Origin of the sequence: Phenylobacterium sp., from assembly GCF_031412415.1 — a bacterium.
Classification (GTDB): Bacteria; Pseudomonadota; Alphaproteobacteria; order Caulobacterales; family Caulobacteraceae; genus Phenylobacterium.
The window spans coordinates 1-5653 of record NZ_JANOCX010000182.1 but is presented as its reverse complement, the minus strand read 5'-3'; the positions used below and the strand labels follow the sequence as shown (position 1 = coordinate 5653).

Here is a 5653-nt window from a genome sequence, read left to right as displayed (position 1 = left end):
CAAGCTGAAGGATCGCCACCGCTTCACCCTGGCCGGCGAGGACTGGTTCTGGATCGCCGGCATCGTCAAGGAGGGCTGCTTCAGCCTGCTGACCACCGAGCCCGGCGAGGACGTGAAGCCCTTCCATGACCGCCAGATCGTCACCTTCGGCCCCGAGGCCGGGATGGATTGGCTGACACTGGCGAGGCCGGAGCGCGAGCTGCTACGGCCAGGCCCAATGGGGACGCTGACGGTCCAGACCGTGCGCCGGGACGGGGTCGACCTGGCGGCCTAGAACGCGAAAGGCCCGCCGGTGAGGGCGGGCCTTCGGCTTCCAGCCTATTGAGGCGGGATCAACCCCTGAGCTTGCGCAGCAGGACGTCCACGTCGCGGGCGATCATCGGATCCTCGGCCTTCAACGCCTCGATCCGGCGTACCGCATGCAGCACGGTGGTGTGGTCGCGGCCGCCGAACCTCCGGCCGATGTCGGGCAGGGAGCGTGTGGTGATCTGCTTGGCGATCCACATAGCCACTTGGCGGGGCCGGGCCACCGCGCGGGCGCGGCGCTCGGAGATCATGTCGGCCTGCTTGAGCTGGTAGTGTTCGGCCACCACCTTCTGGATCTGGTCGACGGTCACCCGGCGTTCGTTGCAGGCGAGGTGGGGCCGCAGGATGGTCTGGGCCTCGTCCAGGCTGAGGCGGGCGATATCGCCGCCCACGCGGGCGATGAGGGTGTTCAAGGCGCCTTCCAGTTCGCGCACGCTGTCTGTGAAGCGGTCGGCGAGGAACTGCAGGACCTCGGGCTTGGCGGAGGGCACGAAGCGGCCCTGGGCGGCCAGGGTGGCGAGCTTACGCTCCAGGATGCCTAGGCGCAGGGTGCGGTCGGCGGGCTCGATGCCGCAGACCAGGCCCGACTGCAGGTGGCTGCGCAGGCGCGGCTCCATCTCCGACAGCTCGGCGGGCGAACGGTCGGCGGTCATCACCACGCGGCGGCCGTCCTCGACCAGGGCCAGCAGGGTGTGGAACAGCTCCTCCTGGGTGGAGGTCTTGCCGGCCACGAACTGGACGTCGTCGATCAGCAGGAGGTCGGCGTTGCGCAGTTCGTCCTTGAACGCCGCGGTCTGGCGGTCCTGGACAGCCTTGACGAAGGTCGTCGTGAAGCGTTCGGCGGTGATGTAGACGATGCGCTTGCCGGGGCCCGTCTTCATGGCCTCCCAGGCGAGCGCGTTCAGGAGGTGAGTTTTCCCGAAGCCGTAGGGGCCATGGAAGATCACAGGATTGAAGTGGCCATCGGCCCAGGAGGCCACCCGGCGCGCCACGGCGAAGGCGAACTCGTTGGCGGGACCCGCCACGAAAGTCTCGAAGGAGAACCGCTCCTGCAGGCCCTGCTGGCGCGCCGCGCGGGCGTCGGCGGTCGGGGCGGCGACGGGGACCTCGATCTCAATGACATCGGTGTCCACGGCCTGGACAGAAGGAGAGGACAGGGCCTGGGTCTCGGCGTAGCCGCCGCCCGCCATGGCGTCGAACTCCATCCGCGACTTCAGGTCGAGGCTGCGGCCCATCGGGTCATTCTGGGCCCAAAGCTCCCCGATCCGGCGCCAGGCATGGCGGCGAATCCAATCGCGAGCCATGCCGGTGGCGGCGACCAGGCAAAGCTCCGCCCCGTGCTCGCGCAGGGCGGCCTGGCCGAGCCACGATCCGAAGGTCGCCTCGCCCAGCTCCCGCCTCAGCGCGATGCAGGTTTTCGTCCAGACAGCCCCCGCCGGCGTCTCAGACACAGACCCTGCAATGCCTCCAGTGGCCATCATACCAACCCCATCATGTGTCATCAGCCCAGCGCCCCCGCGACGGCCAACTTTGTTGAACGAACACAAAGCCTTATTCAGCGCGAGCATAGCCCTCGCCGCCGTCTTTTTTCATCCGAGATCAGATGGAAGGACGTCTTAAGACTTGCCACCCTAGTCGGGGCGGGTAGGGGGTCAACGGTGATTCTTCGCGACTCATATCGATATTTTCGTTGACTCAAATCCACCCCTCGCGCGGCAAGGGAATCCCAATTTCGACACTCCGTTAACTGAGAAGATTCGCCGCAGCCGCAGCACGTTTTGATGCGGCGCAAACGGAATCGCCCGCGGGTTGAACAACCCGCGGGTGCGTCAAAAAGACCATTTAGATCAGGAAGATGCCGGCCAAGCTTGTTGGCCGGCGCCGCAACCTCAGGCGGCGGCCAGCTTCTTGAGCTGGGCGGCCAGGCGGGAGACTTTCCGCGAGCCGGTGTTCTTGTGGACGACGCCCTTGGAGACGGCGCGCATCAGCTCGGACTGAGCTTCGATGAAGGCGTCCTTGGCGGCGCCAGCGTCACCGGCGGTGACCGCTTCTTCGAACTTGCGCAGATAGGTACGCACGCGCGAGCGGCGCGCCTTGTTCACTTCGGTGCGGCGTTCGATCTTGCGGACCGCTTTCTTAGCGCCGGGCGTGTTGGCCATGTGTCAGCTCTCAATACGGATCGCGCCCGGGTCCAGGACCTGGGCGGGTAAATTGGAGGCGCGGATATACGGGACGGCGGGCCTGGGGTCAATCCGCGCGGCCGGGTTTAATCGGCCAGGGTGAAGGCCGTCCACGCCGGATGAACCCGCACGAGGTCGGCCATGCGCTGATAGCCGGCCGCGCCGGGGTGGGCCCCGTCCCAGGCCAGCGCCTCGGCCTGGAACAGCCCGTCGGCCGCCAGCGGCCGGAACACGTCGATGAAGGGGACCTTGAGGCGCGCGGCCAGGGCCTTCAGGGTGTCGTTCAGGCCCTCCAGCCGGGCGGAGACGCCGGGATCGGCCATGGGCGGCGGGCCGACCAGCAGCACGGGGGCGATGGCCGCCGCGCCCGTGAGCATGGCGTGGGCGTTCTTCAGGGACTGGGCCTGGGCGACCCTGGGCCGGCCATCCTCGATATGGCAGTCGTTGGCGCCGAACGAGAACACGATCTGCATCGGCTCATCGTCGACCAGGCGCGGCATGGCCTCGGCACGCCAGCGCGCGGCGATGTCGCCCGAGGTCTCGCGACGAACGCCCAGATTGTAAAGTGTCACGGCGCGACGGCCCGCCAGGGCGCGTCCGATCCAGCCCAGATGGTCGGGGTCCCCGGCGCCGGCGACCATCGAGTCCCCGAAGGCGATCAGCCGCACGAGTTACTTGCCTTTGAAAGCGGGCTTCCGCTTCTCCACGAAGGCGGCCATGCCCTCCTTCTGGTCCTCGAAGGCGAACAGCGAGTGGAACAGGCGCCGCTCCAGGGTGACGCCGGCCGACAGGGTGGTCTCGTAGGCGGCCTCGACCAGCTCCTTGTTCATCATCACCGCCAAGGGCGACTGGGCGGCGATCTTGGCGGCGGCGGCCATGGCCTCCTCCAGCAGCTTGTCGGCGGGGACCACCCGGCTGACCAGGCCCGTGCGCTCGGCCTCTGCGGCGTCCATCATCCGGGCGGTGAGGATCATGTCCATGGCCTTGGACTTGCCGACGAAGCGGGTCAGGCGCTGGGTGCCGCCAATGCCGGGAGCGACCCCGAGATTGATCTCGGGCTGGCCGAACTTGGCGGTCTCCGACGCGATGATGAAATCGCACAGCATGGCCAGTTCGCAGCCGCCCCCCAGGGCGTAGCCGGACACGGCGGCGATGATCGGCTTGCGGAACTGCTCGATGCGCCGGGCGCTGGCGCCGAAGAAGTCGCCCTTGAACATCTCGGCGTAGGACTTGTCCGACATCTCCTTGATGTCGGCGCCGGCCGCGAAGGCGCGTTCCGAGCCGGTCAGCACCAGGCAGCGGACTCCGTCGTCCGCCTCGGCCGCGTCCAGGGCGGCGCACAGTTCGGCCAGCAGTTGGCTGTTCAGCGCGTTGAGCGCCTTTGGCCGGTTCAGCTTGATGAGGGTCACGGCGTCGGTGGTCTCGACGATCAGGGTCTCGTAGCTCATGCCGGCCTCGCGCGGTTGTCCTGGCCTTGGCCTCTAAGGCCCCTCGACCGAATAGCCAAGCGCCCGCAGACGCGCGGGCAGGCCGTCGTCGCCCACCAGGTGTCCGACGCCCACCACCACCACCGTGCGGCCCTTGCCGGCCAACCGGGTACGCAGGGTCGCGATCCATCGCGTGTTCCGCTCGGTGACCATCCGTGCATAGAGGCCGGGCGCGACGTCGCGCAGCGGCCCCAGGGCCTGCTCGTCGATGGCGGCCAGGTCTCCCACCATCCAGTCGGCGATGAGGGCGTCATAGGCGTCCGGGTCGGTCTGCAGCTCGACCAGGCTGCGCTGCAGAGAGGCCAATTGGTCCTCCAGCGGCGCGGAGTCGAAGATGGCGATCTGCTCGTCGGGGGTTTCGAACGCCCTGCGCTGGGCCGTGGCCGGCGCCTGCGCCGACAACACCTTCTCGACGCCCGCGCCGATGTCGGCGCCGGCCTTGCGGAACTGAGCTCCGGCCAGCAGCACCTCGGCGAACCAGGGCTCGAAACGGTCCATGACCGCCAGGCTGACCCCAAGGGTCTCGGAGGCCTTGGCCAGTCGCTTGGCGCCGTCGGGCGGCAGCAGGCTCGACAGGGTCTTGCCCTCCGGCAGCAAGCCGCGGATGGCGGCGAGCTGAGCGGTCCGCGCCTCGGCGGCCGCGTCGATTGGCAGCTCGAACCACAGGTCGTCGGCCTTGACCAGGGCGGCGTCCAACTCGGGCGGGCGCCAGTCCAGGCCGGGCTTCAGGACGTGGACCGAGCCGAAGATCAGCATCTCGGAGTCGGCGTCGCGCACGATCCAGTAAGGCGGCTTGGCCTCCGCCGGGCCGCAGGCGAAGAGGGCGAGGCCGACCGAGACCGCAAGAAGCCGCCGCGCCATGAACCGCCGCCCTAGACTCGCCTGGCGCGGGAATATTGCGTTAACCAAACGGCACATCATGAAAGAATCTGCACTCATCCGCATCATAGAGCCAAGTTACTGCGCGTTAACACTTTACTATTGATCTGGATCGGGACAACGCTGGTCGCTGAAATTGGGGGCCGTTCCGACCCCTGCATCCAGGGGGTCTATCATGACTTACAAGTACAAGCTTGCGGCCTTGGCTACGGTTGGGGCGCTCACCATCGCGGGCTCGGCCCAGGCCTTGGTGACGGTCACATCGGTCAATGGTGCGCCCGATCCCGGTGCGTTCGCCGGCCAGACGATGGTCATCGATTTCGAGGGCGGGGTCCCGGGCTTCCCGGTCGGCGTCACTGCGTTCGGCAATGGCCAGATCAATTTCGGCGGCTCCAGCTCGCCCGGTGACTATGAAGCGCCCGCCGGCGACACCACCGACTACCTCTCCGTGCCCGACACGGGGACGAGCGGCTCGGCCGACATCATGCTGGGGGCCTGGCTCCCTGGCCAGGTGGCGAGCTTCAGCTTCTATTGGGGCTCGATCGACAAATACAACACCATCGAACTCCTGGACAAAGCGGGCGTCGTCTATTTCAGCCAGAGCGGCGGCACGATCCCGCCGTCGGACGGCGACACGAGCGATCCGTTCACCAACCGCCGCGTGAACTTCACCCTGACGGGCTCGGATCGGAACCTCGGCGGGGTTCGCCTGACGTCGACCAACAAGGCGTTCGAAGTCGACGATTTCGCCTTCCAGTCGGCGGTGCCGGAACCGGCCACCTGGGCGATGATGATCATCGG

6 protein-coding genes and 1 pseudogene are annotated in these 5653 nt (G+C 67.6%); 2 read left to right on the top strand and 5 right to left on the bottom strand.

What is annotated here, in order from left to right:
• Positions 1–274, top strand: a pseudogene (locus RMO04_RS08870) (SOS response-associated peptidase); the annotation flags it as partial.
• Between the two features lie 58 nt (positions 275–332).
• Here the strand turns inward: RMO04_RS08870 and dnaA are convergent.
• The 5 genes from dnaA to RMO04_RS08845 form a co-directional block, all read right to left on the bottom strand.
• The gene (gene dnaA / locus RMO04_RS08865) at positions 333–1787 is read right to left on the bottom strand and encodes a chromosomal replication initiator protein DnaA (protein WP_309644423.1); all 1455 of its coding nucleotides are present in this window, start codon (positions 1785–1787) and stop codon (positions 333–335) included.
• 408 nt (positions 1788–2195) lie between these two features.
• Positions 2196–2465 carry a 30S ribosomal protein S20 gene (gene rpsT / locus RMO04_RS08860; RefSeq protein WP_309644422.1) on the bottom strand — a complete coding sequence of 90 codons (270 nt, stop codon included), beginning with the start codon at positions 2463–2465 and terminating at the stop codon, positions 2196–2198.
• A 107-nt stretch (positions 2466–2572) separates the two neighbouring features.
• Positions 2573–3154, bottom strand: coding sequence for a GDSL-type esterase/lipase family protein (locus RMO04_RS08855; protein ID WP_309644421.1), 582 nt, complete (start codon positions 3152–3154; stop codon positions 2573–2575).
• 3 nt (positions 3155–3157) lie between these two features.
• Positions 3158–3934, bottom strand: coding sequence for an enoyl-CoA hydratase (locus RMO04_RS08850; protein WP_309644420.1), 777 nt, complete (start codon positions 3932–3934; stop codon positions 3158–3160).
• Between the two features lie 33 nt (positions 3935–3967).
• Entirely contained in the window at positions 3968–4834 is an 867-nt protein-coding gene (locus RMO04_RS08845; protein WP_309644419.1) for a TraB/GumN family protein, read from the bottom strand.
• A gap of 193 nt (positions 4835–5027) precedes the next feature.
• Here RMO04_RS08845 and RMO04_RS08840 point away from each other — a divergent pair.
• Positions 5028–5653: hypothetical protein (locus tag RMO04_RS08840; RefSeq protein WP_309644418.1), on the top strand; the 626-nt coding region annotated here is incomplete at its 3' end.

What these genes read in the sequence shown, in the direction of transcription:
- RMO04_RS08845 (WP_309644419.1), bottom strand. Translation starts at nt 4,834, where the DNA reads ATGGCGCGGCGGCTTCTTGCGGTCTCGGTCGGCCTCGCCCTCTTCGCC.
- dnaA (WP_309644423.1), bottom strand. Translation starts at nt 1,787, where the DNA reads ATGATGGCCACTGGAGGCATTGCAGGGTCTGTGTCTGAGACGCCGGCG.
- RMO04_RS08850 (WP_309644420.1), bottom strand. Translation starts at nt 3,934, where the DNA reads ATGAGCTACGAGACCCTGATCGTCGAGACCACCGACGCCGTGACCCTC.
- rpsT (WP_309644422.1), bottom strand. Translation starts at nt 2,465, where the DNA reads ATGGCCAACACGCCCGGCGCTAAGAAAGCGGTCCGCAAGATCGAACGC.